This is a genomic window from Rhodomicrobium sp. (assembly GCF_047605405.1).
Classification (GTDB): domain Bacteria; phylum Pseudomonadota; class Alphaproteobacteria; order Rhizobiales; family Rhodomicrobiaceae; genus Rhodomicrobium; species Rhodomicrobium lacus.
The window spans coordinates 73,198-99,609 of sequence record NZ_JASGFR010000008.1; the positions used below are offsets into that span (position 1 = coordinate 73,198).

Sequence of the window (26,412 nt, forward strand, 5' to 3'; positions counted from 1 at the left end):
ATGACGCTCTACTGGCACTCTCGTCCCGGACCGGTTTCGCGCAGCAGCGAAAGCATGCAGTTTCGTGTCTTCACGTTGTGGGCGGAGTATATCTGCCCATCGAGGAACGCCTGAAGCGGCGGCGACACCCACCAGCTTAGCGACACGCTTTTGTACTGAGCCTGCTCCCTTGTCTTTTCGCGGATGCGCATAGCGCGCGTCTGTTCTTTCGCGACCTCGTCCTTGTTCGAGAATTTTAGGATTTCCTTCAGAAAGAAATTCTCTCTTGGCTGCGGGCAGATGCTGATCTGCGCGACAGAACGGACGCCGCCGTTCAGCTGCTTCACCCGATCCGGCAGCTCGACGATGGTTCCGTAACCGCGCGCGATGCGCGTTGAATTCAGCGTCAGGATGTCCGAGACGGCGGCGCCGGGCCGGAAGTCGGCCTGATCGGGGATGCGCGGACTGGTGCCGGGATCGCTTCCGAGGCCGCAGACGCTCGTGTCCTTGAACCAGTCGGGCTCGCTCGATACCTGAAGAATGAAGGGCTTCAGCCTGCCGTCCTCCGCCTTGAGCGCGGCGGCGATTTCAAACGCGGTCACGGCGCCGGAATTGTCGTAGTAACCGCCGTCCACCACGCTGTCGACGATCTGGGCGCGCCTGTCGCGGATGCCCGCATGCGGCGACACGAAGGGCGAGCGCGAACTCACACCAGCCGCCGAACTGAGGCGAACGTCGACCGAAACGGGCTTCCTGTCCTTGCAGCGAGCGCCAGCCACAGGGCTGAAAAACGACGGAAGAGCGCGGGCGATCTCGTCCAGCGTGCCGACCTCGGGATAGGCATTCGTGTTCGGATCGCGATAGGGCGAGCAGAGGAGTTCATGCAGGTCGTAAGCGTCGATGAAGAGCGCGTTGCCGGACTTCGTTGGCTCGGTCATCCTGACCGGCGTCACGATCACGCGGCGGCCGGTTTCGTTCGATGCGGCGTTGAGAAACAGCAGCGGCGTCCAACTCGCGGGTGTCGGAGCCATGGCAAGGAGCGGTCCCGACAAGGGCGATGTTGCGCGCGATGTGCCGTAAACGCCATTGAAGGCATCTTCCCACGCCGTTTCGAGAACGCCTGCCCTGTCCAGCACGAAAGGCAGCCGCGACAGGGTCAGCACGTCGCGGGCGAGGAAACCGATGGAAACCGGCGAGATGAAATCGTTGGAGAGTGCAGCCTGAAGCGCATCCTTGTATCCCACGAAATCGGTGAGGAAGGCGCGGGTCAGCGGCTCTGCGCCGCCGCTCGGCTCCCGGTCTGTGTTGGCTGCCTCAAGATTGGCCGTTGCGACGTTCGGAAACCAGAGCCGCTGGCGAAACAGCGCGGCCTTCAGATCCTCGGTGCTCGTCGCCTGATGCGTCTTCAGCGCGCTTGTGTAGAAGGCCGCGCCGACGGAACTGCCCGAGACGCTCGAAATTGCAAAAAGCTGGAGATGGAAAGGCCGCCCCGCGCTGATCTTCGCACGCTCCAGGCTGTCGTCTTCGAGTGAGCCGAGCACGCTGGCGAGAAGGAAAGCCGCGCGGCTCCCGCCGCCCTCGCCCGACACGATGATGGGGCGCGGGCAATCGGCAAGTTCCTTTGCGTCGGGCGCGAGCCATTCGCAGCCGCGCGCGTCCCAGCCGCTGGCGGTCTTCCAACCCTTGACCGCGTCGGCGAAGAGGGCAGGACGAAGCGAAGGCCGCTGGTCTTCCGCAATCCTGGCGACACGAACGTCATGCCCGTCGCCGACAAAAAAGGTAAGACCGATGGCGACGACGACGAGCGCCGCGATGAAGGGAAACTGGAAGCGGTTCGAAAGCAACGCCAGGAACGCGATGAAAGGCAGCCACGCGCCGAACACCACGAACAGGAAAGAGGCGCGTTTCAGGTAGAGCGTATCGCCGATGAAATCGAGCGCCTGCTGGATGCCGGGGCTGGACGTCAGATCCGGGAACGAAAACAGTTGCTGCACCGTCTCCGAATAGGAGAGGAAGTGGATCGCGACGAGGACGAGCAGGAACACCGTGAGGCGGATCATGTACCGCCACATGAATTCCTTCACGCGCTGCGCGGCGATCCAGGTCTCCATGCCGAGCCATGCCGGTTTCAGCCCGGATAGATGGATGTCCATGGCCTGAAGGTCTGGCGTGGTCTTTCGCGTCAAACGTTCGATGCGGATCAGGGAGCGCTTGAAGCCTTCGGCGTCCTTGACCTCGCGCCGGGCCATCGCGCGCCCGTAGCCGCGCAGGAAAACGTCGCGAAAGATCACCAGCAGCAGGACGACAGCGGTGGCGACAAGAAGCGTGATGAGATGCGCTTCAAGCAGGCGGCGGATCGGCGCTTCGTATTTGTTGCCGCCGTCCTGCAAGGGTACGGGCAGATTGTTCGCCGCTGCAACGATGCCGACGAGCACCGCGATGAAGGCGAAGACGACGAACAGACTCGGCAGCCGGAAGATGTAGAATTTGAAACGCGCCTCGTTGTCGATGCCGATGACGTCGTAATTCTGCTGGAGCAGGAGCCGCGACGTGAAGACGAGCGGCAGCGCCCAGATGAAGATGCCGATGGCGTAGAAGCCAGCCCAATAAACGATCTCCTGCGCCAGATAGGGCCGCGCGTCGAACAAGAGATCCTGCACCTGCGGCAGGCTCGAAAATGCGAAAAACGCGATGACGAGGCTCAGCACGCTGAAGAACGAAATGCCGACGGTCGCCCGGATGAAGAGCCGGATGCGCGAGACCCGCCTTGGGGCTTGAACGCCCGGCGCCGGCTGGCTCGTGGGTGGGGAAGCTGTCTCGGTTTCCAACATACGGCCCGCGCTCCTGGCTGAAACGGCTTAAGGAATGCGCGAGACTTGACGCATGCGTTCGTCCCGATCATGGCGAGCGGCACACGGAGCGATCAATTTTGAGGGATTCGTCACAAATTGTCGCGAACTGTATCTTCCCCGCGTCCTTTCGCGACCGAACGCTTTCAGAACGCGTGCACAGGCGCTATCGCGAGTCCGAAGAAGGCCGGATCTTCCTTCAGCATGAGGGCGATGGGGACGGTTTTGAGCCGCTCCGACATCGGCCCCTTGCTCTCGAACGCGGCCCGCATCGCGCGCGGATCGGTGGCGGCGCAGCCCTTGGCGACGCTACCGACGAGGAAAACACCGTCCCACGCCGTATAGGCGAGCGTCAGGTCCCCGAGCACGCTTCCGGTAATTTCGGAGAAAAGCCGAACCGTCGCCGCCGCAGCGGGATCGCGCGCGGAATTTGCGCAGATATCCCGGGCGGAAAGCCCGTCGTCGCAGCCGCGCAAGGCGGCGTGAAGATGAGCTATACCGCGCCCCGACAGAGCATGCTCGACGGATGGAAAGGCAAGCCGAAGCTCGGCGGCATCATCCGGCAGGCGCAGCGACATATGGCCCGCCTCGCTCGGGCAGGAGGCCCAGACGTTTTCCATCCTGAAAAGAGCCGCCGCGCCGAAACCCGTGCCGATATTGGCGATGAGAAGACGTCTTGCCCGCGAAAGATCCGGCGCCGGGCCGCTAAGCAAGGCATAATCTCGCTCCGTCAGCGTAAGCGCGCCGTACGCTGCCGCCTCGACATCGTTCAAAAGCGTGCAAGGCGCACCCGCCTCCGCTTCGACATCCGCCTCGCGGATCGTCCAGGCAATGTTCGTCAGGTGAATTTCGCCGGCTGCTACGGGCCCGGCCGCCCCGATGGCGACGGAAGAGCAGCCTTCAAGCCCGCCCGTTTCCGTCGCGTAGGCTCGCATGGCATGAATGAAACTCTCGAAGCGCGCGCCCGGATAAGCACGCCGCTCCGAAAAGACGAGGCCGTCGAACACGCGCGCGAAACGCACATTCGTGCCGCCGACATCGGCGATAAGCCGCCACGTCACGCCACAACCTCTGGCGCGCCTTCGGCCAAGACTTCGAGAAAGCTCCTGCGCCAGTAAGCAACATCATGCCGGCGAATGCGCGATATCAGCGCCGAGTGGCGCTCCTTGCGCTCTTCGAGCGGCATCCGAAGCGCGCTTTGCATCGCGTTCGCCATGTCATCGATGTCGTATGGGTTCACGATCAGCGCCTCTTCGAGTTCCTCCGCCGCGCCCGCGAATTTCGACAGCACGAGCACACCCGGATCTTCCTCATCCTGCGCGGCCACGTATTCCTTGGCAACAAGGTTCATGCCGTCGCGAAGCGGTGTGACAAGGCCAACCTCGCTGCCGCGAAACAACGCCGCCAGCGTATCGCGCGGCATGGCCCGGTGAACGTAGCGCAACGGCGTCCAGTCGAAATCCCCGAACTCGCCGTTGATTGCCCCGGAAAGGCCTTCCAGCTCCTCGCGAATGTTGGCGTACGCTTCCACCTCGATGCGGGTCGGAGGCGCGATCTGCATCAGCGTCACCGCCTTCCAGTGTTCAGGATGCATTTCAAGAAACTTGCGAAACGCCTTGAAGCGTTCGGGCAGCCCTTTGGTGTAGTCGAGGCGGTCGACGCCGATGATGTGCGAGCGCACGACCGTGCGACGGTTCAGTCGCTCGATCTGCGAAGCGGCTTCCGCCGTCTGCGCGGCATTGGCAAATTCGTCGACATCGATGCCGATGGGAAAGGCCCGCGCGATGACGGTCCGGCCATAAGCGCGAACCCTGCCTCCATCGAGGATCTCGCCGTGAGCGTGGTTCTCGATGAAGCGGTGAAAATTGCTGACGTCGTTTTCGGTCTGGAAGCCGATCACGTCGAACTGGAACAGCGCCTCGACAAGCCATTCATGCGTCGGGATGGCTTGGAGCAGCTCCGGCGACGGAAATGGAATGTGGAGAAAGAAGCCGATCCGCTGCTTCGCGCCGAGCGCACGCAACTCGCTGGCGAAGGACATCAGGTGATAGTCATGCGCCCAGATGATGTCGTCGGGCGCGAGCAGCGGAGCCAGCGCCGTCGCGAAGGCGCGGTTGACGCGCTTGTAACCCTCGAAATAGGCGGGTTCGAACTGCACGAGGTCGAGCCGATAATGGCAAACCGGCCAGAGCACCTTGTTCGCGAAGCCGAGATAATATTCCTCGTAGTCCCGCTCTGTCATCGGAATGGTGGCGGTCGTCACCGCGCCATTGACGTTCAGCGAAACCCTGGCCGGCTCGCTTTCCCCCGCGAGCTTGCCGTCCCACCCGAACCAGATGCCGCCGACCGTGCGCAGGGCATCGCCGAGTGCGACGGCAAGCCCCCCGGACTGCACCTGAGCTTCGAGATCCGCGACACGGTTCGAAACGATGATGAGACGGCTCAAACGAAAGCCTCCCACGGCTTGGACAGGCGCGTTGCCCCGTTGATGATGCCGACCATGGAATAGGTTTGAGGGAAATTGCCCCAAGCCGCGCCAGTGACCGGATCGGTATCCTCAGACATAAGTCCCAAATGGTTACGGGCATTCAAAAGAGACTGGAAAATTTCCCGCGCTTCTTCTCTTTTTCCGGTGCGGGCCAGGGCGTCGAGCCGCCAGAAGGCGCAGATGTTGAAGGCCGTTTCCGGAAGTCCGAAATCGTCGGCGGCTTCGTAACGCATCATGAACGGACCGCGACCCAACACCTTTTCGAGTTGGGTGACGGTGGAGAGAAAGCGCGGGTCCTGTCCGTCGATGAAACCGAGTTCGCCCATCAGAAGCACGCTTGCGTCGAGGTGTTCGCCGCCAAAGCTCTCAACGAAAGCCTTGCGCTTGTCCGACCATGCGCAAGTAACAATCTTGTGCCGAATAAGTTCGGCTCTCTCGCGCCAGAAAGCGACACGGTCGTGCTCGCCGACATAGGACGCGAGCTTCGCGAGGCGGTCGCAAGCGGCCCAGCACATGACGCTTGACGAGGTGTGGACGCGAGCGCGGTTTCGCAGCTCCCAGATGCCCGCATCGGGGACATCGTACAGCTTGAACGCCTGCTCCCCGACATGTTCGAGCCTGCGAAAGTCATCCACACCCGCGCGCGTCAGCAGGCGCTTGTCGATGAAGGCCTGCGCCGCGCCGAGGATGAGATTTCCGTAGGTGTCGTGCTGGAAATGTTCGTAAGCCTGATTGCCGACCCGCACCGGGCGATTGTCGACACCGCTTTTGCTCTGAAAACCGGGCAAGGACGTTGCCGTGCTTTCGAACAGGTCCTTTTCGAGCGCGATGCCATAGACAGGCTGGATGTGCCCGTCCGATGAAGCGACGATGTTCATGATCCAGCGATAATAGTTTTCCAGCGTGCGGCCAGCCGAGAGACTGGTCAGCGCCCGGATCACGAAATAAGCGTCTCTTACCCAGCAATAGCGGTAGTCCCAATTCCGTCCCGTGCCCGGAGCTTCGGGAATGCTCGTCGTCATCGCCGCGACGATGGCGCCCGTCGGTTCGTAGGAACAGAGCTTCAGCGTAATGGCCGCGCGGATAACCGCTTCCTGCCACTCCGGCTGAAGCGCCAGTCTGCCGCTCCAGTTCTTCCAATAAACGGTCGTCTGTTCCTCGAAGTCGCGCGCAATATTGAAGGGGCTGTCAGTGAGCGTCTCGTCCGGTCCCATGACGAAATGGATCGGTTCGGTGAGATTGAACACCGTTTCTTCCAGCACATAGTCGACAGGCGCGTCGGTGGTGACGCGCGTGGTCATGTCGGGACCGACGAAGCGGATGTGGTTCGACCCGGATGTGATCTGCGGCTGCACCGCGCCATAGCGGAAACGGGGCTTGATTCTCACTCGAATGCGCGGCGAGCCGTCCTTGACGGTAACGGTGCGGATCAGCGTCTTGGGACGGAACGGGCGATTTCGCTTGTAGAAGCGCGGAATGAAGTCCGTGACTTCCACGGAGCCGCTTTCCGCATGCAGCACGGTCTTCAGAATGGCCGTGTTGGGGACATAGAACTGCTCGGTCGATTTCAACCCCGGCATCTCGATCGTGAAAGCACCGTCGTCGGGATTGCCGCTCTCGCTGCCGAGAAGCTGATGGAACACCGGATCGCCATCGAACCGCGGAAGGCAGCACCACACGATACGCGCATTTTTGTCGACGAGGGCGCTGATATTACAGTTTCCGATAAGGCCCAGATCGAGATTAGCCATGAAATTCAAAGTCCTTCGAATGTGTCGGCGGTAGCGGAGAGCCAGGAGAGAAACGACGGCACGTCCGGAATGCGATATTGCGCGGCGCTTTCGCCCGGACCGACCTTCGCGGTGATGCCACCCAGGGCGTTCACGACGACCATTGCGTCTTCGTCCGTTGCGTCGTCACCGGCAAAAAACGGGACACGGCCCTGAAACGGCTGTTGCTGCATGAACAGGCCGATAGCCGTTCCTTTTGTCGCGCGGTGCAGCCGAAGCTCGACGACCATCTTGCCGTGCGTAAGGATGAAGCCCGGCAGGGGATCCGCCAGTTCCCTGACAAGCGCCAGACACAGCGCTTCAAGCTCCGGGCGCAGACGATAATGGAGTGCGAGCGCGCCCCGCTTCTTTTCGAGCAATAGTCCCGGATTTTGAGCGACGAACTCGGCAAGCAGGCTTTCGATGCGCGCGCCAGCGGCTTCATCCGAGGCCTCGGTAAGCCTGAAACCGCCTGCATCCCTCAGTTCGTAACCGTGGACGCCCGCGACCGGAAGTCTGAGCGGTGAAAGAAGCCTGTCGATGGTGCCGATCTCGCGGCCCGTCACGATGGCAACCGCTCCGCCCGTGCTGGCGGAAAGGCTCGCGAGGGCAGCGGGCAAGCGCGGATCGACAACGACCGCTGCGGGCGTATCAGCGATCTCGGTCAACGTGCCGTCGAAATCGAGAAAGAATGCGTAGGCGCCGACGTTACTCAGGCTCGGCAGAAAATCCATGGGCAACGTCCGGGAGGCTCGACCGCTCGGACTATCAGCTAGGAACGAGCAGGCGGGGGTGTCAAGTGAAGGCAAGCTCAATTTCTCCGGGCAAAAAACGGAAGCCGGCTGACGCATGAAGAAATTACGTGCCGTCAGGATGTGCGGATAGAAGCATAAAGTGCTGATTTTATGGCATTATTTGTGAAGCCCTAGCTTCTGGCGAACGATGTGCCAGACATCGCAGACGGGTTTGAAACCGAGCTTTGCATAGCAGCGGTTTGACGCTGGATTGCGCTTGTCGACGTAAAGGCAGGCATGAGCGCGGCCTTCGGAAAATATCTGTCTCGCGACGATTGCGGTGATCGTGCCTGCATACCCGCGCCCGCGAAACGCTGGCGGCGTATAGACGGAATCGATTGCGGCCGCTTCGAGCGCCGCGTGATGGAAATCGGCAAAATCGATCGGAGTCATCGGCCTCCCCCCTGACATCGCGATGCCCGTGCGCCGCCCAAGCGGAAGCGCGCGCTCGCGCGAACCGTTTGTGCGAGCCGGTCCAAACGGTTCGCACCGCATGCCCCCGAAGCTTTAACACAACAATGGAGATCACGCATGGTTACGCGTTTGCGTTACCCGAAGGGGTACCAGTTTTTCGACAGCAACGGCGATCCGCTGGCTCTGGGCAATCTGTATTATTATCAGGCCGGAACGACCATTCTTCAGGATACATATTCCGACGATGAAGGAACCGTCTCGAACACGAATCCGCTCGTGCTCGACGGCTCGGGCCGTCTGACGACGGATGTCTATCTCGGCGCGACGGCGGACTACAAGGAGGTGCTCGTCACGTCCTCCGCTACGGTCTCGCCCTGGCCTGCCGACAACATTCCGCATGCGTCTGCCTCCGATAGCGGCGGCACGGATCTCGGTGCCTCTTACACTGACACCGCCGTCAACCTGACGAGTTCCACCGGCTCCGGCATCGCCATCGCCGCCGCTACCACCAGCACAGCGGGTGTTCTTGACAGCGCTCGCGCCACCAAGATCGACGGCCTCGCCACGGTGGCGGCAACGGGCAGCTACGCGGACCTCGTCGACAAGCCTTCTCTTGGCGCATTGGCATCTCTGTCGTCGGTCAATGATGAGAACTGGTCGGGCACGCCGCTGTCCATCGCCAACGGCGGCACGGGGGCCAGTACGGAAGCCGGTGCCCGGTCTGCTCTCGGCCTTGCTGCTGTCGCATCGACCGGAAGCTACAATGACCTCTCCGACAAGCCGACAATTCCATCGGCTTATACGCTCCCGACCGCGAGCGCGTCGCTTCTGGGCGGCGTTAAAGTCGGCTCGGGGCTCGCAATCAACGCTTCTGGCGTGCTCAGCGCGACTGGGGGCGGCAGCGGCACGAGCCCCTTGTTCGATGTCACCTCTTACGGGGCAGACCCGAGTGGCGCCGCAGACAGCTATGCCGCTATTGCCGCCGCTATTGCTGCCGCCTCCGCCGCGGGCGGCGGCGTAGTCTACTTCCCCGTCGGTATTTACAAGACGACACAGGTCATATCCGTGCTTGGCGGAGTATCACTCACGGGCGTGTATGGACAATCCATCATCCGACCCGCAGCCTCCCTACCCACCAAGACGATTAACGGCATCGGCGTAGCGGCAAGCATAGCTTGCATGTACGCCAATAGCGGGGTCTCCGATTTAGTCGTGGATCTCAGAACAAATTCCTGCACCGCAAACGGTATTCAGGCGGGCGAATATGGCGCTTCCAGCAAGCCGGACAATGTTCGGGTTACGGACAACACCGTCATAGGCTGGGATACTCACCAATATCTGATATACGGAAAGCTCTGCACCAACATCTACGTCATCGACAATAAGGTCGTCGGGCTCGCTTCCGGCACCCCGGCGAATGAAATCGTCGGCATCGAACTATTCGGGGTAGACGGGGCACTCGTTATCGGAAACCAGGTCAACAACACGTCGGTAGGTATTCTGCTAAAAAGTCAGAACGGCATTACCGGCAGCTACGTGAAAAGCGCCACGGTTTTCGGTAACGATGTCCGCACAGCCCAACAGGGCATCATGCTGTCCGCAACTCCCGGCGGCGACTTCGACTTGGTCACCGTTATCGGAAACCGCGTCGTGGACATGAAGACCACCAACGCGAGGGGCATCAAGATCGAAAACAACGGTGCGGCCCTGCGGTCTGTCACCGTGACCGGTAACGTCTTTGAAGGGACGGAAAGAACGCTTGTCGATGTCTACTTCGCTACCGGCACCGGCGCAACTTCGGCTGGCTTGTCGATAACGAATAACACGCTCACCGCTGCATCGAATTGCGACTCCTACGCGAACTTCACGGCATGCGCCGGCGTTGTCTTCACTGGAAACAACCTGACGGGCGGCGGCGCATATTATGGCGTATCGTTCAGCGCGGCATGCAACAACATCGATGTTTCCGGCAATGTGATGCAGGGATCACGCCGCCGCGCGGTTCATATCGAGGGCGGATGCTCGAACGTATTCATCCGGGACAATCGCTTCTCCGGCTATGACAGTTCGGGAGCCGGTGATGTGGGGGCGCTCGTGGACACGGCCGTGCCGTCGAAGGGCATCCATATCGACCGCAATCATTGGCAGCCCACGACGCCGAATGTGAATTACGTCGTCAATACGACGGGGGCAACGCGCCCGAGCAGCAGCGATCCGGCATCGACGTGTCTGGATAACACCATCGACTTCACCCGCAGCCGCGCGCTGTTCGTCACCGACAGCGCCACCCTGGTGGCCCGCCGCGTGTCCGAAGCGCCCTCTTCCGCAACCGCAATCGGAGATCGCGGAGACTGGTTCGAGGACGGGAGCTACCGTTACGTGTGTTCCGCCGCGTCAACCTGGCGTCGCGTGGCTCTGGCTAGCTGGTAGGCGGCTCCGAGCGCGTGCGAAGATATCGGTCAGATCGCGCGCTCGGCACACACAAAGGCGGCGCTTGCGGCGACGGGTAACGCCAGATCCACCCGTCCCGCAACGCGACGCCGACCTTCACGCTGACAAGCGAACGATAACTTTGTCTTCGGGGGCCGGTCGTCGACCGGCTTTTTCCATTTATGGGAGGTGCACCATGGCGGCTGGCAATTTCGAGCGCTGTCTTGCCATCACGCTCAAATGGGAAGGCGGTTATTCCAATCACCCGGACGATCCGGGCGGCCCTACCATGCGCGGCGTGATTCAGCGTGAATACGACGCCTGGCGGAAAAGGCAGGGCAAACGAGCAAGGCCGGTCCGGCAGATCGAAGACGGCGAACTTCGCGCGATCTATCGCGAAAATTACTGGGATGCGATGGCGTGTGAGGCGCTGCCGCCCGGACTCGACCTTTGCGTTTTCGACGCGGCGGTGAACTCGGGCCCTGGCCGCGCGCGGCAGTGGCTCGAACAGGCGAAGTACATCGACGCCTATTGCGACGCGCGGCTCGCCTTCCTCCAGCGGCTTGGGCGACTGTGGCGCGTTTTCGGAACCGGCTGGGCGCGCCGCGTGTCCGGGATCAGGATCGACGCGCGCACCATGGCGGGCCAGCCGGAGGCGCAGTTGCCGTTCGACGAAACCCTTCATGCCGGGATGCGCGGTCGAGAGGTTCGCGCGCTCCAGGCGCGGCTTCGGGCCCTCGGCTATCCGGCCGGAGCGGTGGACGGGATTTTCGGTGAGCAGACCCATCGAGCAGTCGTGCTTTTCCAGTACGATAATGGCCTCGACGGCGAGGCGGGCGTTTGGCGTCCGGCGTACGGCAAGGCGCTCGCGGAGGCCGCACCCATGCTGCCGAGGCGGCGTGAAGTTTCGCGGCGCGATCTCGAAGCGGCAGGCGACAAGCCGCTGCGCCAGATGAACCTGCTGCAACGCATCTTCGCGTGGCTTTTCGGGACTGTGGCGGCAACCGAAACCTTCTCCAGCGACAGCGTTCTCGACAGCATCAGCGGCGCGCGCGCTGCGCTCGAACCGCTTCAGGGCGTGATCGCTTGGGCCTCGACCAATCGCTGGCTGCTTCTCTGCGCCGTCCTCGTGGCGGCCATAGCCCTGCTCCGGCTCATCCGAAGCGAGCACGTCAAGGCTTACCGAAACTTCGACTATCAAGGCGCCTCCGCCCCCACTGCCTCAACCGACTGACCGGAGCCAGACACATGAACGCGCTTCTTGCTTTCATTTCATCGTCCTGGGGAAGCCTTGCGGCCTTGGCAGGAAAACTCGGCGTTTCTGTGGGCGCTCTTGCCTTTCTCGGGCCGCTGGCTCCGATCGTCTCCGGCGTCGCGCAATTCGTCGGCGCGCTCGTGGCCGCCATCGGGGAAATCCTCGCGTCGCTCTCGAAAAGCGCCGAGGGTCGGGTTGCGCTGGCCGTCCTGGCAGCGACACTCGGGCTTCTTTATCTGCGACATCATTATATCGAAGAGGGTCGAACCATCGAGCGGACGCGGATCGCCGCCTCGCAAAAGCCTTGCCCGGCGGCAAAGGCGGAGAGGCGCGCACGATGACCATCCCCGATGACGGACGGCCCTCGGCCATCCAGCCGGTTGCCGCAACCGGTGCCAACGGTCATCACGGCGCCGTCCCGCTCAGCCGGATTTATCTGCCGTTCGCGATGGTTCTGACGTTCGGCGGTTTTCTGGTCGTTGCCGGATACACGGTCGGCGGCGTCATGTCGGGTCTAGCGCGCGACAAGACAGAGACGGACACCCGCCTCGGCGCGATCGAAAAGGAAATGACCGCCATAAAAAACATTCTGGCCGACCGCTCGCTTTGTGTACGGCCGAAATAACATGTTGCCGCGACGAAACGATGCGTGAAAGCGCATTGTTTCGTCGCTGGCCGAACTCGACTGCTTGGACGCGAAAGCCCTAGATGGATTCGCTCAGATCTTTGGCCGCGCGGAAAGCCACCTTCTTGCTGGCCTTGATTTCAATCGCCTCGCCCGTGGCAGGGTTGCGGCCCGTGCGGGCTGCGCGCTTGCGCACTTCAAGCGTGCCGAGTCCGGCGATGCGGATGCGGGCGCCTTTTTTCAGATGCTTGCCGATGCTGGAGACAGCTTCCGACAGAACCTCGTTCGCCTGCTTCTGGGAAAGGCCGTGGGTCTCGGCGACTTCCGTCGCGAGCTGACGAAGCGTCACGATCTCTGCCTTCTCGGGCTTTGCAGGCGCTGCCGCCTTTGCCGCTGCCTTGGGTTTGGCCGCCTCAGATTTCGCAGCCTTGGCCGCAGGCGCCGCTTGCGTTTTCGACATCTCGAGTTCCTTCTTGATTCATGCCTTGGAAAGAGAAATCCGGGCGTCCGTTACCGATGGCTGATCAAACAAACCCATCCCTTTGAGTGCAATCGATGTTGTACGTTCGATCCACCGGGTCAAGAGCACTGATTGCGATTTAGGCCAACAGAATCAGGTCTAAATGGCCATTTGACGCAACGCAACCTTCGAGCCGTGTAGCGCCGCGCGTCAACAACCTTTTCGAGCGAGATACAGGCCAAATGCTGGTTGCACGGTAATTTTGTAACAAAGTGTGGTTTTTTGGCCCGAAAAACCCTTGTTTTAAGGGAGTTTTCCGCAGCGCCGTTAACAGACCGTCTCGCAATCGAAGATGCTTGACACGAACGTCGGGCGCAAATAGAACATATGGCGAACACCATTTCGTTGTACCCAACCTGTGTGGAAAAGCGGATCGTGCGGGTACAGTTGTGTTTTGGGCGCTGACGCTTCATGTAAACTCCGCAGCGACTCAATGTTTGATGAAAGGGGCTCTCATGGCGGGCTCGGTAAATAAGGTCATTCTTATCGGCAATCTCGGGGCCGATCCCGAGGTGCGCCACACACAGGATGGCCGTTCGATCTGCAATCTGCGGCTTGCGACGACCGACACGTGGCGCGACAAGCAGACCGGCGAACGGCGTGAAAAGACGGAATGGCATAGCGTCGTCATCTTCAACGAGCAGCTCGGCAAGGTCGCGCAACAGTACCTGCGCAAAGGCGCGAAGGTTTATGTCGAAGGCCAGTTGCAGACGCGGAAATGGCAGGATAATTCGGGAAACGACCGCTACACGACCGAAGTCGTCCTGCAGAACTATAACGGCCAGCTCACCATGCTCGATGGGCGCGCAGGCGGCGCCGGCGGTTATGAAGGCGGCAGCGGTTTCAACGAAGGCGGTGCCAGCTTCGACCGGGGCGACAGCGGCCGCAGTGGCGGAGGCGGCTTCCGAAGCGGCGGCGGCACGGGCGGCGCGAAGCCGCGCGATGCGGGGCAGCCGAAGCCCTTCGACAAGGATCTCGACGACGAGATTCCATTCTAGCGCATGCTGCCGTTGAGTGGCTTTCGCGCGATGACGATCATCGCAGAGCGCAAAAACAAAAACAGGCGTCTCGCGAAAGGCAAATGGACGGCGTCCTTGTCCTCGCGGGGTTCAGCCTGTAAATTCCGACCAGGTTAGCGGCTGTTCTCGCCGTTTTTTATCTTTTCACAACGCCAAGGGTCAGGTTTTGGCAGATCCGTCAGACGGCAACAAGGGCGATCGCGGAGCGGGGGACATTCGTCCCATCCTCATCACCGACGAGATGAAGCGCTCCTACCTCGATTACGCGATGAGCGTGATCGTGTCTCGCGCGCTGCCCGACGTTCGCGACGGGCTGAAGCCCGTTCATCGCCGCATTCTCTTCTCGATGAGCGAGAACGGCTACGCGTGGAACAAGCCCTACCGCAAATCTGCGCGCGTCGTCGGCGACGTCATCGGTAAATATCACCCGCACGGGGATCAATCGGTTTACGACGCGCTCGTCCGCATGGTGCAGGACTTTTCCATGCGCGTGCCCCTCATCGACGGGCAGGGAAATTTCGGCTCGGTCGATGGCGATCCGCCGGCGGCCATGCGTTACACCGAGGTGCGCCTCGAAAAGATCTCGGACACGCTGCTGAACGATCTTGAGAACGACACCGTCGATTTTCAGGACAACTACGATAATTCCGAGCGCGAGCCGACCGTCCTTCCCGCGCGCTTCCCGAACCTCCTCGTCAACGGCGCGGGCGGTATCGCCGTCGGCATGGCGACGAACATCCCGCCGCACAATCTCGGCGAAGTGATCGACGCCTGCCTCGCCTTTCTCGAAAATCCCGCGCTCAGCATCGAGCAACTCATGGAGCACGTCCCCGGGCCGGACTTCCCGACCGGCGGCGTGATCATGGGCCGCGCGGGCATCCGCGCCGCCTATCTCAAGGGACGCGGCTCGGTCGTCGTGCGGGGCAAGGTGCATGTCGAGACGATCCGCAAGGATCGCGATGCGCTGATCGTGACCGAAATCCCCTATCAGGTGAACAAGGCGACGCTTCAGGAGCGCATCGCCGAACTCGTGCGCGAGAAGCGCGTCGAGGGCATTTCCGACGTGCGCGACGAGAGCGATCGCTCCGGTTATCGCGTCGTCATCGAGCTGAAACGCGACGCCATGCCCGACGTCGTGCTGAACCAGCTCTATCGCTTCACGTCGCTCCAGTCGGTGTTCGCCGCCAACATGGTGGCGCTCAACAGCGGGCGCCCGGAACAGCATACGCTTCTCGACTTCATTCAGGCTTTCACGCAGTTCCGCGAGACGGTCGTCACGCGGCGCACGAAGTTTCTGCTGGGCAAGGCGCGCGACCGTGCGCACGTGCTTGTCGGCCTCGCCACCGCCGTCGCCAATATCGACGAGGTGATCAAGCTGATCCGCACGGCGCCCGACCCTGCGAGCGCGCGCGAAGCGCTCATGTCGCGCGACTGGCCTGCCGACGACATCGCGCCGCTGCTGCTTCTCATCGACGATCCGCGCTCGCGCATCCACGAGGGCAACGTCTACCGCCTGTCCATCGATCAGGCGAAAGCGATCCTCGACCTGCGCCTGCAGCGCCTCACCGCGCTCGGCCGCGACGAAATCGGCGACGAACTGAAGGCGCTCGCCGACAAGATCCGCGATTATCTCGATATCCTCTCTTCGCGCGCCCGCGTGGTCTCGATCATCCGCGACGAACTCACCGCCATAAAGGAAGAGTTCGCCACGCCGCGCCGCACCGAAATTCTCGATGTCGAAGGCGAAGTGGACGACGAAGACCTGATCCAGAAAGAGGATATGGTCGTCACCGTCAGCCATCGCGGCTACATCAAGCGCGTACCGCTTTCGACCTATCGCGCGCAGCGACGCGGCGGCAAGGGCCGCTCCGGCATGACGACGCGCGACGAGGACTTCGTCACGCGCCTGTTCGTCGCGAATACACACACGCCTGTGCTGTTCCTTTCCTCGCGCGGCATGGCCTACAAGATGAAGGTCTGGCGGCTGCCGCTCTCGGCTCCGCAGGCGCGCGGCAAAGCCCTCATCAACCTTCTGCCGCTGCAACAGGACGAGACGATCACCTCCATCCTGCCCCTGCCCGAAGAGCGCGACGAGTCGGGCGTGTTCATCCTGTTCGCCACCCGCTCCGGCAATGTGCGACGCAACGAACTCGCCGACTTCGCGGAAGTCCGCCAGAACGGCAAGATCGCAATGAAGCTCGATGCGGGCGACGATATCGCGGGCGCGCAGCTTTGCCGCGAGACCGACGACATTCTCCTCACGACCGCCAACGGTCAGGCGATCCGCTTCCCCGTGACGGATGTGCGCATCTTCAAGGGCCGCGAGTCGACCGGCGTGCGCGGCGTCCGCCTCGAAGAAGATGACACCGTGATTTCGCTCGCCATCCTCAGGCATATGGACGCAACGCCCGCCGAGCGCGCGGCTTATCTCAAGCAGGCGAACGCCATGCGCCGCGCCGCCGCGGGTGAACGCGCCGCGACCGAGGCGGACGCCGCCGAACAGGAGGCAATCGCCGCAGCCGAGACGGTCGATGCCCTCGACGACGGCGAGGCAGTCGAAAGCACCGACATCGCCGACCTCACCCCCGCGCGCTACGGCGAAATGGGAGCGGCAGAGCAGTACGTCCTGACCATGTCCGAGCGCGGCTTCGGCAAACGCACCTCGTCCTACGAATACCGGACGTCCGGACGCGGCGGCAAAGGCATCATCGCGATGGCCGTGAACGAGCGAAACGGCCGCCTCATCGCATCCTTCCCGGTGGAAGATACGGACCAGATCATGCTGGTCACGAACGGCGGCAAGCTGATCCGGTGCCCCGTCGAAGGCATCTCCATCACCGGCCGTTCCGCACAGGGCGTCACGATCTTCCGCACCGATCAGGATGAGCGCGTCGTGTCCGCCGAACTCATCAGCGACGACGGAACCGGCAGCGGCAATGGCGACGGCGCTGATACCGGCGGTGACGCCGAGGGCGAGGACCAATCCGAATGAGCGCGAGGTAACGCCGCATGCCTTGCGGTTTCTACGCCGGCAGCTTCGACCCGCCAACGCTCGGCCATCGGGATATCATGGCGCGCGGTCTGGCGCTGTTCGACCGGCTGGTGGTCGGCGTGGGCGTTCACCCGTCGAAAGCGCCGCTTTTCACAGCGGAGGAACGCGCGGAGATGCTGCGCGACGAGCTTTCGAGCCTTGGCGCGGGCGAGCGCGGCGCCGTGGTTTTTTTCGACGGGCTGACGGTCGACGCGGCTCGGGCGCATGATGCGTCGTTCATGCTGCGAGGCGTGCGCGACGCCGCGGATCTCGGCTACGAGACGCAGCTTTTCGGCATGAACCGGGCCATGGCGCCGGATATCGACACGGTGTTCCTTGCTGCCACGCCGGGCTTTGCCCATATCACCGCGACACTTGTCCGTCAGATCGCGCAGCTCGGCGGAGATGTGTCGCCGTTCGTATCACCTTATGTGCTCGGGCGGATTCTCGAAAAGACGGGGCGCACCGCCGGTGGCCGCAATCCCGCCCCGAACGCGCGATAGCCGCTCGAAATCGCAAACGAAATCGATAAGCAAAGGGTTTCCATGTTTCGTTCCCTGATGTTCCTGGCGCTTCTTGCCGCCGCCACGCTCGGCGTTGCCGCTCCATCGGCCCGGGCGGCGAGCCCGGACAACACGCTCTACCTCGATCTGAAGGACGGCCGCGTCGTCATCGAGCTTCTCCCGAATGTCGCGCCGAAGCATGTCGAGCGCGTCAAGAAGCTCGTTCGCGAGGGCTTCTACAACGGCCTCACGTTCCATCGCGTGATAACGGGTTTCATGGCCCAGACGGGCGACCCGAAAGGCGACGGCACCGGCGGTTCGAAATATCCGGACCTTCCCGCGGAGTTCAACTCCACGCCGTTCAAGCGCGGGACGGTAGGGGCGGCGCGCGCGGGCAGCCCCAATTCCGCGAACAGCCAGTTCTTCATTTGTCTGGAAGACGCGCCTCACCTCAACGGGCAATACACCGTCTGGGGCCGCGTGACGGAGGGCATGCAGTTCGTCGACCGGATCAAGAAGGGAGCAGGCGGAGATGGCCGCGTGTTCAATCCGGACAAGATCATCAAGATTCAGCTTGCGTCGGACGCCCGCTGATCACCACATTCCTGTTGAGATAATGATGTGCCGCCCCTCAGGTTGGCGTAGATCCGGTCAAGGCGGCAAGGAAAGAGCTTGAACATGACATCTGCCGATAAAGAAAATCTGGTTCTGGAAACAACCAAGGGACGCGTCGTAATTGAACTTCGCCCCGATCTTGCGCCGAACCATGTCGCGCGCATCAAGGAGCTTGCCGAGCAGAAGTTTTACGACGGCGCGCCCTTTCATCGGGTCATCGAGGGATTCATGGCGCAGACGGGCGATCCGACGGGCACCGGAACCGGTGGCTCCGGCAAGAAGCTCAAGGCCGAGTTCAACAAGGAAAGCCATCAGCGCGGCGTCGTCTCGATGGCGCGCGCGAACCATCCCGACAGCGCCGACAGCCAGTTCTTCATCTGCTTCGACGATGCGTCCTTCCTCGACGGGAAATATACCGTCTGGGGCAAGGTGATCGAAGGCATCGAGAACGTGGACAAGATCAAGCGTGGGGAGCCCGTGCGCGACCCCGACAAGATCGTGACGGCGCGCATCGAAAAGGCCGCCTAGCGCGGCAGATAGACCGACCTTCAGGAACGAGCGCCAGCGTCCGGCAGGATGCGGGCGCTCATCTTTTGTTTTCGGGCCTGCCCTGCCACGGGCCGCCGTTTCATCCGCGACGCATCGTGCACCTCAGCGACTTCGACTTCGAGCTTCCCAAATCGGCCATCGCGCTCAGGCCCGCGAGCCCCCGCGACGCCGCGCGGCTGCTGCGTGTCGATCCCGCCGCGCCGGAGCCGCTCTCCGAAGCCACGATCCGCGACCTTCCCGCCTTTTTCCGTCCCGGCGACATCCTGGTGTTCAACGACACCAGGGTTCTTTCCGCCGAACTCTCCGGCATCCGCCCGCCCCGCGATGCCGACGCGCCCGCCGTGGACGTCTCCCTGAACCTGATCGAACGCGAAGCATCGGGGGCGTGGAAAGCCTTCGCGCGGCCTGCGCGGCGGCTTCGTCCGGGCGACGCAATCCACTTCGAGACCGGTGAACAGGCTTCGCGCCTGATCGTCGTCGCCAAGACGGAAGAGGGCGTAGTCATCGTCACGGCACCGGACGGCGACAGCGTCGAGGCCGTCATGCAGCGCCACGGCGCAATGCCGCTCCCGCCTTACATCGCTCGCCAGCGTCCCGCCGACGAACGCGACCGCGCGGACTATCAGACGGTGTTCGCGCGCAACGAAGGCGCCGTCGCGGCACCGACGGCCGGGCTTCACTTCACGCCCGAGCTTTTGGCGCGGCTTGCCGAGCGCGGCGTCGAAACCGCCTTCGTCACGCTTCACGTCGGCGCGGGCACCTTCCTGCCGGTCAAGACGGACAAGGTCGAGGATCATGAAATCCACGCCGAGTGGTTCGAGATCGGCGATGAGACGGCGCATGCCATCAACGCGGCCCGCGCACGCGGCGGTCGCCTGATCGCGGCAGGCACCACATCGCTGCGCGTGCTCGAAACCGCCACCCGCGAAGACGGCTTTATCGAGCCCGCCAAAGGCTTTACAAGGATCTTCATCAAGCCCGGCCACCGTTTCAGAAGCGCGGACATCCTCGTGACGAATTTCCACCTGCCGAAATCGACCCTGTTCATGCTCGTCTGCGCCTTCTCGGGCACCGACCTGATGAAACGCGCCTACGCCCACGCCGTGGAGGCCGGTTTCCGCTTCTATTCCTATGGCGACGCCTGCCTTCTCTCCCGCGCGGACGCACAGCCCGCAACGGTCCGCCCATGACGCAACCCTTTTCCTATAAGCTCATCGCGCAGGACGGCGCGGCGCGGCTCGGCGAAATCGCAACGCCTCGCGGCGTCATCCGCACGCCCGCCTTCATGCCGGTCGGCACGACCGCGTCGGTGAAGGCGGTCTTTCTCGACGATGTGAAGGCGGCAGGGTCCGACATCATCCTCGGCAACACCTATCACCTGATGCTGCGCCCCGGCGCGGAGCGCATCGCGAAGCTCGGCGGGCTTCACAGCTTCATGCGCTGGGACGGCCCGATCCTCACCGATTCCGGCGGCTTTCAGGTGATGTCGCTCGCGCAGCTTCGGAAGCTGACCGAGAAAGGCGTGACGTTCCGCTCGCATATCGATGGCGCAATGTATGAATTGACGCCCGAGCGTTCCATCGAGGTGCAGAACCTTCTCGGCTCCGACATCCAGATGCAGTTCGACGAGTGCACGCCGTTCCCCGCGACGTTCGAGGAAGCGGAAAGCTCGATGCGCCTGTCCCTCAGATGGGCGGAGCGCTCGCTCGCGGCGTTCGCGCAGTACGGCCAGCCGGGCCGCGCGCTGTTCGGCATCGTGCAGGGCAGCGTCTATCCCGAGCTTCGCAAGGAGTCGGCGGCGAAGCTGACGTCGATGGATTTTCATGGTTATTCGGTCGGCGGGCTCGCGGTCGGCGAAGGCCAGCGCGCCATGTTCGACACGCTCGATTTCACCACGCCGCTTTTGCCCACGAACAAGCCGCGCTATCTCATGGGCGTCGGCACGCCGTCGGACATCGTGGGCGCCGTCGAGCGCGGCATCGACATGTTCGACTGCGTGATGCCGACGCGCTCCGGCCGCCACGGGCAGGCGTTCACGTGGGCGGGCAAGCTCAACATCAAGAACGCCGCGCATATCGAGGATCTGCGCCCGCTCGACGAGACGAGCACATGTCCCGCCTCGCGCGATTATTCCCGCGCCTACATCCACCATCTTTTCCGCTCGGGCGAGTATCTCGCGCCGATGATCCTGTCGTGGGCGAACATCGGCTTTTATCAGGAGCTTATGGCCGCGATCCGGAAGTCCATCGCAGAGGGCACCTTCGCCGATGTCGCCGCTCGCGTGCGCGCCGTCTACCCGTCGACGGTCGAAGACGACGCGGGCGCGGACGCCGAAGCCGCCCGCTCCCTGAAGAGCAGATAAATTCCCGAGGCCACGATGATGGCTGCGCCGACGAGCGTCCAGATGTCGGGCACGTCGTGGAAAACGAGATAGCCGAGGCACGTCGCAATCAGAAGGTTGACGTAGGTGAACGGCGCGATAATCGGCGCGGGCGCACGGTCATGCGCGAGAATCAGGAACCAGTGCCCCATCCCACCCAGAAGCCCCATGCATAGTAGAACGGCCCAGGCGAGCGTATCCGGCGGCATCTGCCAGTTCCAGAGGGCGACCGGCGCCATGATGACGGCTCCCGCGAGCGGTGTGTAGACGAGCGTCGTGCGCGGCGCATCGAAGCGCGCGAGATAGCGCGTCCAAAGGCTGTAAAGCGAATGGCAAAACACAGAGCCGAGCGCGAGCGACACCGCCCAGTGAATGCCGCCGAAACCGGGTTTCGTCACGAAGATGATGCCGGTGAAGCCGACGCAGATGGCCGCGAGACGATGCCATCCCACCCATTCGCCGAGCAGCGGACCCGCAAGCGCAGCCACGAAGAACGGCGCGAGAAAATAGATCGTCGATGTCTGATCGAGCTGGAGAAACTGAAGCGCCGCGAAGTTGAAAGCCGTCGTCGCGAGGAGCAGCGCGCTTCGCAGGATCTGCTGACCCGGCCTTTGCGACGGCACGGCGCGCGCCACGCCGCGAGGGCCGAGCATCACGACGATGAGCACCGCGTTCATCAGAAAGCGCACCCAGATGATTTCGACCACCGGAATGTGCTCGACGGTGCCGAGAAACTTCGCGCTCGTGTCGAGGAAGGCGAAGAAGCTCACCGCCGTCAGCATGAACCCGATGCCGAGGAGGCGGCGGTCGGAAGATGGGCGCTCGACGGCAGTTGCCGGAACCGCCGTGGCGGGCTTCGTGAGAAGATCGGTCATGTGAGGGGTAAAAAAGGGCCGGGTTTGTTATGGACAGAACGCTGCCGTACCCTGCAAGGCGGACGGTGCGACATTTCAGCTTACCATGATTGAGCGCAGAATGTGTCGCGGCGATGATGGCGCCGAAAGCATGCCTGCATAGCGAATTTGCAACGCAGGGCAAAACTTCGCCATGCGGGGTTGGCATGAAGCTATCCACCTTCCTATATCGTCCGTATGAAAATCATTGTCTTTGGAGCGACGGGCGGCACTGGCCGCGCGACCGTTGAAAAACTTCTCGCCGACGGGCATCAGGTGACGGCCCTCGTGCGCGACCCGTCGAAATTGCCGGCCGACAACGCGCTCACCGTCGTCAAGGGCGACGCGCTGTCCGCCGAGGATGTTGCGCGGGTGCTTCCGGGCCACGACGTCTGCGTCATCAGCCTCGGAAATTCCCGCAGCACGCAGGGAAGAAAGCGTACGATCAATCCCCACATCTGCGAATATGGAACGCGCAATATCCTCGCTGTCGCCGAGCGCGGCTTGCGGCTGATCGCGGTGACAGCCTTCGGCATCGGCGATACGCGGGACAAGAAGTCGTTCCTGTTCTCCATTGCTGCGGCATTGTTCATGCGAGCGATCCTCGCCGACAAGGAAAAGCAGGAAGCCGCGATCAAGGCAGCGCCGAACGATTTCGTTCTGGTCCAGCCGGTGGGGCTGACGAACGGCCCGGCGACGGGGAATTATCTCGCCAGCGCCGACCGCAAGGCGCGCAAGATGACCATCTCGCGCGCGGATGTCGCCGACTTCATCGCGAAGGAAATCGCCTCGCCCGAGCATCACCGGCAGACGGTAGCTCTGTCCGGCTGACGCATTCGACCGCGAGAGTTTTTCCGGACGATCGCGACCGCCGGAGCGGTCTTCTGCGCCTTACTCCGACTGACGCGTCAGCGAGGGCGGCACGGCAGGATATAAGTGAACCCCTTGAACCGGGAATAGTCGGCGTCGCCGAAGAACGGCGCGATGTCCACGCGCTTGTCGGCGCGGATTCCACCATTCTGCCCAAGCATGTAAAGCGGATCGATCAACTCGGCCGTCTTGTTCAGGAAATATTTCAATCCATTCGCCTTTTCCACCCACTCGATCCCGTCGGGATCGTCCACCTCGTAGATTTCCCAGTGGACCTCAGGCAGATAGCTTCTGTTGCTTCCGGGTGTGGCCACCCGGCCGATCACTTGCCCCCGCTCTATGTGTTCTCCCTCCCTGAAGCGTTTGACATCGTTCCAGCGAAGATGGTCGAACTCGGAATAATAATGGGGTGCGCCGCCGGACATGTTCAGGTCGGCGCGGCTATGCAGAATGAGGAGCGAGGCTTCCTGCCCCCAGCCGAAGTTGGTCTTCCACGCGGCCACGACGCGTCCGGGTCCGGGGGCACGAATGGTGTCGCCCAGCTTGCCGCCATCGACGCCGGAATGCGCCTCGGAGCGGCGCGTGCCGTCAACATCGATCCAGCTCGCATAGAGCGAGGTCAGCCCCGAACAGACAAAGCCGTCCGGATAGACGGGTTTGAGTCCGGTTGGCTTGACACCAATGCCCTTGAGAGCCGCCAATTCGGTGCGCGCGGTCGTCGTCATGATGAGCGTGATAACCGAGGCGAGCAAAAAAAGCGTTGCCTTGCCGCACGTTATCGCTCTCTGCGGCGGAGACGACGGGAATCGCGCTTTTCCGATTTCGATGTCGGGCATGTTCCGTCGATCCAGTTCGCACGTTACCGAGCCACACGCCATGCCCGACTGTCGCGTTGCCGGGAAAGAAGCGCTGCGCAGAATGCCACAAGACCCTTTCCAAACCATCGCTCGCAACAGCAAGCGGGCCCGCTTACTTTACGACTTCCGAACTGCCGACGCCTGTCCATTGCATTTTTGCCACTTATGCAGACTATTTCCCGGCTTTATTCAACCCAAGATTGTCGGCCAAAAGCGAATCGCGTCTTCCTATCCAGAGCAACGGTGGGAACGGGGATTTTGCATGAAGAATTACTCAGTGGGGGCCGCCTTTGCCCTGCCGCTTATGCTATTTCTCAGCCCGGTGATGGCGCAGGACGCAGATGAAGCTCCGCCGATATCTGCCGCGCTCTGGCAAGGTACAGACATCGCCAATCGTTCGACAGCAGTTTGGGTCGGGGGCGCTTACGCCGTCAATAACGATCTGACATCCCATGGCTTCCTGCTGCGGGCCGATGCGGAATATAACGAATACAGCTATTTCACCGACGACCTCGGGAAGGTCAACGGCAAGGAATGGCAAGGCGATGTGATGCTCGGCTATCAGCTCGTCTATACAACCTTTTCGACCGGTCTTTATATCGGTGTCGATATACGAGACGACCACCTCAACCCGCGCGATCTCTCGAACAGCGTGAGAGGCAACGAGGTCGGATTCAAGGTCGATGCCGATTTCGAGACGGAAACGGAGCTGCCTTATTATATCGGCGTAGACGGATACTATTCCACTGCTTTCTATAGCTACCTCGCGCGCGGTCGTGTCGGCTTCAAGATTATCGAAGAGCTGGATAATAACTTCAAGCAGATATTTGTCGGCGCGGAAGGGTATGCGCTCGGTAACGAGGAAAGCGATGCGCAGCGTGCGGGCGGCTTCCTCAAGTTCGAGCTTTCCAACCTTCTCGTTCGAACTGCATCGATCACCCTGTCAGGCGGCTATCAGTTTGTGAACGGCGCCAACAACAACGGGCTCGGCGCCACATCCACTTCAACAGTTGGTGGCGAAGGCGGCTACGGAATGGTGGAGTTCAAGTATCTCTTTCGTCCGTAACGGCAAAAAGACGTCGCTTCACGCTGTGTGATTACCCCAGCGTCTGCCTAATCCGGCCCGGATGATACAATAAAAAGCGATAAATTCGGAATATTCGCGCCCGATTTTGTCTTTGAATAATGGAATTCGATACAGAATGCGAACAGAGGGAAGCCTTTCATGCGACTTTCACTGAAAGCACTTCTTTTAAGCTCATTTATCATCGCGCCCTTCAGCGTGTCGCTGTGCCAGACCGTCGATTACGACCTCTGCCGCGATGACGACTCCGAGACCGAGGCCCGGATCGCGGCGTGCTCGCGTGTGATAGACGACACCAAGGTGCCGCAGGATTTTCGCGCCCAGGCGTATCTGAATCGCGGCGAGGCGTTAGCCGACAAGGGCGATTTCGACGCCGCTATCGCAGACGAGACTGTGGCGCTGAAGATCAAGCCCAACTTTGCGGAGGCACACAACCTGCGGGCCTGGATTTACTTCAAGGCCGGAAGGGCACGCGAAGGGCTGCCGGATGCGGAGCGAGCCGCCACGCTTGCGCCATCGAATGCCCACGCACTTGATACGCGAGCCCATATTTATGAGGCCCTCGGCCGAAAGGAAGAAGCGCTGGCCGACTATAACAGGGCACTGGCGATCGATGCGGGCTTGAGCGAGAGCAAGGACGGGGTTGCGCGCTTGCAGGCGGCTCGCCCCACCCCGTGACCGCGATGGACGACTTCTCGCAGTCGTCCTTGTCGACGGGCTTTCCCAATCTGAGCGGGATAAGCGTTCCCCTTGCTGCGTTTTCAATCTCGCTTCAGTCAGGTTTCGCTGTTCCACAGCCTCCTTCTGGAGACTCTCCCCAGCTCCGGCGCATCGTCTGCCTTCTCATACCGCAGGCCGTCCGTCACGATCTCCAATCGCTTTCGTCTTGCCTTGACGAAAACGATTTACGCGACGTGGCCCGCTACAGAAAGCATGAGCGGCAGATGGGCATGGCGGCCGCGCGCATCGCGTTGAAAGCGGCTCTGCATGAACTGGCGGGGCGACGTTTCGAAGGGCGTGCCGCGCTGGATAAGACCGAGACAGGAAAACCCTTGGTGGTTCACCCTCCCGGCTTTCATGCGAGCATCGCTCACACCGATCAGCTTGATGCTGTTGCGGTCGCCGAGGGAATCGACGTCGGCATCGATATCGAAGCCACGGACATTGCGCCCACCGAGCCCATGCTTGCAGGCTTTCTGTCGAAGAGCGAACTCACCACGCTAGAAAAAATGGGTGCCGACTTGCGGCACGATCTTTTCCTCAAGCTCTGGACAATTAAGGAGGCACTCGCCAAGCTGACGGGTGAAGGGCTGAGCGAAACCGCCTCAGAGTGTGGAATTTCGGACCGGGGGCCGTCCTTTGTGCATGTCGACTGCACGGGGCGCCGATCCGTCGTTTTTGCAACCCGGATTGCAGATCTCACCGGCGGGCGAGAGCCGGGCCGTCTCGCGCTTGCCATCGATGCGCGGCGTCTTGCTGAAGTCGTCG

24 protein-coding genes are annotated in these 26,412 nt (G+C 61.9%); 15 read left to right on the top strand and 9 right to left on the bottom strand.

What is annotated here, in order from left to right:
* Positions 1-8: 8 nt before the first annotated feature.
* From QM659_RS05220 to QM659_RS05245, 6 genes are all read right to left on the bottom strand, one after another.
* A complete protein-coding gene (locus QM659_RS05220) occupies positions 9-2,810 on the bottom strand; it encodes a hypothetical protein (protein WP_415187623.1) in 2,802 nt (933 codons plus the stop codon).
* A 164-nt stretch (positions 2,811-2,974) separates the two neighbouring features.
* Positions 2,975-3,889, bottom strand: coding sequence for an ROK family protein (locus QM659_RS05225; protein ID WP_415187624.1), 915 nt, complete (start codon positions 3,887-3,889; stop codon positions 2,975-2,977).
* Positions 3,886-5,274, bottom strand: a complete 1,389-nt coding sequence (gene otsA, locus QM659_RS05230; RefSeq protein WP_415187625.1) for an alpha,alpha-trehalose-phosphate synthase (UDP-forming) — start codon at positions 5,272-5,274, stop codon at positions 3,886-3,888. Before otsA ends, QM659_RS05225 begins: the two co-directional genes overlap by 4 nt.
* Positions 5,271-7,067, bottom strand: coding sequence for a glycoside hydrolase family 15 protein (locus tag QM659_RS05235; RefSeq protein ID WP_415187626.1), 1,797 nt, complete (start codon positions 7,065-7,067; stop codon positions 5,271-5,273). Before QM659_RS05235 ends, otsA begins: the two co-directional genes overlap by 4 nt.
* A 5-nt stretch (positions 7,068-7,072) precedes the next feature.
* Entirely contained in the window at positions 7,073-7,819 is a 747-nt protein-coding gene (gene otsB, locus QM659_RS05240; RefSeq protein WP_415187627.1) for a trehalose-phosphatase, read from the bottom strand.
* Between the two features lie 177 nt (positions 7,820-7,996).
* Positions 7,997-8,272, bottom strand: coding sequence for a GNAT family N-acetyltransferase (locus tag QM659_RS05245; RefSeq protein WP_415187628.1), 276 nt, complete (start codon positions 8,270-8,272; stop codon positions 7,997-7,999).
* A 138-nt stretch (positions 8,273-8,410) separates the two neighbouring features.
* Between QM659_RS05245 and QM659_RS05250 the strand changes: the two genes are divergently transcribed.
* From QM659_RS05250 to QM659_RS05265, 4 genes are all read left to right on the top strand, one after another.
* Positions 8,411-10,723 (top strand): glycosyl hydrolase family 28-related protein, encoded by a 2,313-nt coding sequence (locus tag QM659_RS05250; protein WP_415187629.1) that lies wholly within the window; start codon positions 8,411-8,413, stop codon positions 10,721-10,723.
* Positions 10,724-10,919: 196 nt separating this feature from the next.
* Entirely contained in the window at positions 10,920-11,957 is a 1,038-nt protein-coding gene (locus tag QM659_RS05255; protein WP_415187630.1) for a glycosyl hydrolase 108 family protein, read from the top strand.
* 14 nt (positions 11,958-11,971) lie between these two features.
* Complete coding sequence (locus QM659_RS05260; RefSeq protein WP_127076637.1) at positions 11,972-12,319, top strand: hypothetical protein; 348 nt, start codon at positions 11,972-11,974, stop codon at positions 12,317-12,319.
* Positions 12,316-12,603, top strand: coding sequence for a hypothetical protein (locus QM659_RS05265; protein ID WP_127076638.1), 288 nt, complete (start codon positions 12,316-12,318; stop codon positions 12,601-12,603). The genes QM659_RS05260 and QM659_RS05265 overlap by 4 nt, the downstream gene beginning before the upstream one ends.
* A gap of 79 nt (positions 12,604-12,682) precedes the next feature.
* Here the strand turns inward: QM659_RS05265 and QM659_RS05270 are convergent, their stop codons facing one another.
* Positions 12,683-13,063, bottom strand: coding sequence for an HU family DNA-binding protein (locus QM659_RS05270; protein ID WP_164729886.1), 381 nt, complete (start codon positions 13,061-13,063; stop codon positions 12,683-12,685).
* Positions 13,064-13,578: 515 nt separating this feature from the next.
* On the opposite strand from QM659_RS05270, the gene ssb reads away from it, so the two are divergent.
* The 7 genes from ssb (at position 13,579) to tgt (ending at position 21,202) form a co-directional block, all read left to right on the top strand.
* Positions 13,579-14,121 (top strand): single-stranded DNA-binding protein, encoded by a 543-nt coding sequence (gene ssb / locus QM659_RS05275; RefSeq protein WP_127076639.1) that lies wholly within the window; start codon positions 13,579-13,581, stop codon positions 14,119-14,121.
* Between the two features lie 187 nt (positions 14,122-14,308).
* On the top strand, positions 14,309-17,134 hold the full coding sequence (gene gyrA / locus QM659_RS05280; protein WP_415187631.1) for a DNA gyrase subunit A: 2,826 nt from the start codon (positions 14,309-14,311) through the stop codon (positions 17,132-17,134).
* Between the two features lie 17 nt (positions 17,135-17,151).
* A complete protein-coding gene (gene coaD, locus QM659_RS05285) occupies positions 17,152-17,676 on the top strand; it encodes a pantetheine-phosphate adenylyltransferase (protein ID WP_415187632.1) in 525 nt (174 codons plus the stop codon).
* A gap of 42 nt (positions 17,677-17,718) precedes the next feature.
* Positions 17,719-18,270 carry a peptidylprolyl isomerase gene (locus QM659_RS05290; RefSeq protein WP_415187633.1) on the top strand — a complete coding sequence of 184 codons (552 nt, stop codon included), beginning with the start codon at positions 17,719-17,721 and terminating at the stop codon, positions 18,268-18,270.
* Positions 18,271-18,354: 84 nt separating this feature from the next.
* Entirely contained in the window at positions 18,355-18,819 is a 465-nt protein-coding gene (locus tag QM659_RS05295; protein WP_127076643.1) for a peptidylprolyl isomerase, read from the top strand.
* Between the two features lie 116 nt (positions 18,820-18,935).
* Positions 18,936-20,030, top strand: coding sequence for a tRNA preQ1(34) S-adenosylmethionine ribosyltransferase-isomerase QueA (gene queA, locus QM659_RS05300; protein ID WP_415187634.1), 1,095 nt, complete (start codon positions 18,936-18,938; stop codon positions 20,028-20,030).
* Positions 20,027-21,202 (top strand): tRNA guanosine(34) transglycosylase Tgt, encoded by a 1,176-nt coding sequence (gene tgt / locus QM659_RS05305; RefSeq protein WP_415187635.1) that lies wholly within the window; start codon positions 20,027-20,029, stop codon positions 21,200-21,202. Before queA ends, tgt begins: the two co-directional genes overlap by 4 nt.
* Here the strand turns inward: tgt and QM659_RS05310 are convergent.
* On the bottom strand, positions 21,133-22,095 hold the full coding sequence (locus tag QM659_RS05310) for a DMT family transporter (protein ID WP_415187636.1): 963 nt from the start codon (positions 22,093-22,095) through the stop codon (positions 21,133-21,135). The two genes, tgt and QM659_RS05310, sit on opposite strands and share 70 nt — an antisense overlap.
* A 216-nt stretch (positions 22,096-22,311) precedes the next feature.
* On the opposite strand from QM659_RS05310, the gene QM659_RS05315 reads away from it, so the two are divergent.
* Complete coding sequence (locus tag QM659_RS05315; protein ID WP_415187637.1) at positions 22,312-22,944, top strand: NAD(P)-dependent oxidoreductase; 633 nt, start codon at positions 22,312-22,314, stop codon at positions 22,942-22,944.
* Between the two features lie 77 nt (positions 22,945-23,021).
* On the opposite strand, the gene QM659_RS05320 is transcribed toward QM659_RS05315, so the two are convergent.
* Positions 23,022-23,708 (bottom strand): M23 family metallopeptidase, encoded by a 687-nt coding sequence (locus QM659_RS05320; protein ID WP_415187638.1) that lies wholly within the window; start codon positions 23,706-23,708, stop codon positions 23,022-23,024.
* Here QM659_RS05320 and bcsS point away from each other — a divergent pair.
* From bcsS to QM659_RS05335, 3 genes are all read left to right on the top strand, one after another.
* The gene (gene bcsS / locus QM659_RS05325) at positions 23,689-24,906 is read left to right on the top strand and encodes a cellulose biosynthesis protein BcsS (protein WP_415187639.1); all 1,218 of its coding nucleotides are present in this window, start codon (positions 23,689-23,691) and stop codon (positions 24,904-24,906) included. The genes QM659_RS05320 and bcsS overlap by 20 nt on opposite strands.
* A gap of 159 nt (positions 24,907-25,065) precedes the next feature.
* Positions 25,066-25,602 (top strand): tetratricopeptide repeat protein, encoded by a 537-nt coding sequence (locus QM659_RS05330; protein WP_415187640.1) that lies wholly within the window; start codon positions 25,066-25,068, stop codon positions 25,600-25,602.
* Positions 25,603-25,868: 266 nt separating this feature from the next.
* A partial coding sequence (locus tag QM659_RS05335; protein WP_415187641.1) for a 4'-phosphopantetheinyl transferase family protein occupies positions 25,869-26,412 on the top strand: 544 nt, incomplete at its 3' end.